General features: G+C 66.7%; 2 protein-coding genes and 1 pseudogene. All 3 read right to left on the reverse strand.

Going from position 1 to position 1,867, the window contains the following annotated elements; translation table 11 throughout:
- Window positions 1-321: 321 nt before the first annotated feature.
- On the reverse strand, window positions 322-987 hold the full coding sequence (locus ACFVYF_RS37790) for a nitroreductase (protein WP_389462582.1): 666 nt from the start codon (window positions 985-987) through the stop codon (window positions 322-324).
- A gap of 142 nt (window positions 988-1,129) precedes the next feature.
- Complete coding sequence (locus ACFVYF_RS37795) at window positions 1,130-1,582, reverse strand: ATP-binding protein (protein WP_389462583.1); 453 nt, start codon at window positions 1,580-1,582, stop codon at window positions 1,130-1,132.
- Window positions 1,582-1,867, reverse strand: a pseudogene (locus ACFVYF_RS37800) (hypothetical protein); the annotation flags it as partial. The pseudogene ACFVYF_RS37800 and the gene ACFVYF_RS37795, both read right to left, overlap by 1 nt.

Raw genomic sequence — 1,867 nt, forward strand, 5'->3', positions numbered from 1 at the left:
GTCCGGCACCCACGGTGCCGGACTCCGGGCAGCGCCACTGGGAAAAGACGGTCGGCCGGCAGGGTGCGGCGGCAGCCGCCTGTCCGATGTCCCGGAAGAGACCAGGGAAGGCGGTGACCTACGGCTATGAGTGACTGACCCGTTGGCGATGACGCGAGGGCAGCGGAGCGATCAGGGGCCAGCTGCCTCCGGGGGAGGGCGACCACTACCTGCACCGGAGTCTGCCGGGTGCGCAGGTGGTGTTGCTCAAACCCGAGCCCGCAATGAGCGGAGCAACACGGACTGACGACCGGTTTGTTGTGAGGACCAACGGCCAGCCGGTCACACTCCGATGAAGCTCACTGTCTCTGTCATGTCTGCCCGCTCGGTGCGCAGTTGTGGCATGCCTTCCTTCTCAAATCCCACCGAGACGCCGCAGAACAGCACGAGCCCGTCATCGGCTCCGACCATCTGGCTGACGGTCTCGCGATACATCGTCCACATCACCTGGGGGCAGCTGTGCAGCCCTTCTGCCCTCAGCAACAGCATGACCGTCTGCAAATACATCCCCGCGTCCCCCCACTGCCCGGGCCCCATCGTCCGGTCGAGATAGCAGAACAGCACGACCGGCGCCCCGAACGCCTCCGAGTTCAAGGCGGCGATCTTCATGGGTCTGTCGGGGTCGTCGCGCTCGATGCCCAGCGCTTTGTACCGCTGGGTGGCCGCGGCGGCGAAGCGGTCCAGATACGGCGAGGCCAGTCCGGCCGGGTACATCGGATACTCCCGTTCGTCACCCGGGTCGCCCGTCAGCGCTCTGGCCGACGCGCGCCTCTTCAGTTCGGCCAAGGGCTCGCCGGTCACGACGTACACGTGCCACGGCTGGAGGTTCCCACTCGACGGAGCCCGCGTTGCTGCAGCCAGCACTCGTTCGAGTACCTCTTTGGGTATCGGCTCATCGCTGAACGCCCTCACAGCCCGGCGACTGTCCACGGCTTCATACACATCCACGTCTTCTCGTCCTCCCACTCCACCCCGCGCAGCGAAGACACGAGGGTGATCATCGCACCAGGCGAGCGGACCGAGCGGAGCTTTGATGCTGCCAAACTGGCCGACATTCCTCCACCGGCCGATCACCAAGTGCTGTCGAAACTCACCTGCATGCGCTGTCGGATCTCGGTTCTGGCACAGATCTTGGGGAGCGGTCGCGGTGTCGGCGGCGGTTGAGTCCTGACCCGGTGTGGGCGGTCGAGTTCTGACCCACCGGGTCTGGTTGCCGGTGTTCAGTCGGTGTCGTGTGTGGCGGTGGGACGCGTCCGAGTTGGCGTCCGCGCATGCGGTAGGAGTCGCCTTTGAGGGAGTGGACCTCGGCGTGGTGGACGAGGCGGTCGATCATGGCGGCGGCCACGGTCTCGTCGCCGAAGACCTCGCCCCAGCGTCCGAAGGGTTTGTTGCTCGTGACGATCACACTCGCTCTCTCGTCCAGGCGTTCGGCGGAGTCCAGCAGGGCCGGGGCCTTCATCGCCCGAGTCAGGAAGGACAGGTCGGCGGCGGTCTGACGGCCGGTCCTGGGCCGCGCAGGGGCGGTGGTCTTGGTGATGGGCATCAGGAGACCTCCGGATCATCGGCCTGGCCGCCGCCCTCGATGAGGGTGAACATGCGGTCATAGGAGTCGAGTTGGCGTTGTTCGACCTCGACGAGATCACTTGCGGTGGCAGCGTTGTGCCGACGGGCGGCCTGGGCCCGGGAGGCTTGATGGTGGCGGTAGTCGCCGCGCAGAACGGCGGCGGCGCGGGCATGCCCGGGGACGGAAGCCACCTGGTTGCACATCTCGTCGTACGCCTCGAGGAACTGCTGCTGGGCCCCGTCGTAGACGTCCACGAGCAGGACG

Origin of the sequence: Streptomyces sp. NPDC058274 (genome assembly GCF_042881375.1) — a bacterium.
Classification (GTDB): Bacteria; Actinomycetota; Actinomycetes; order Streptomycetales; family Streptomycetaceae; genus Streptomyces.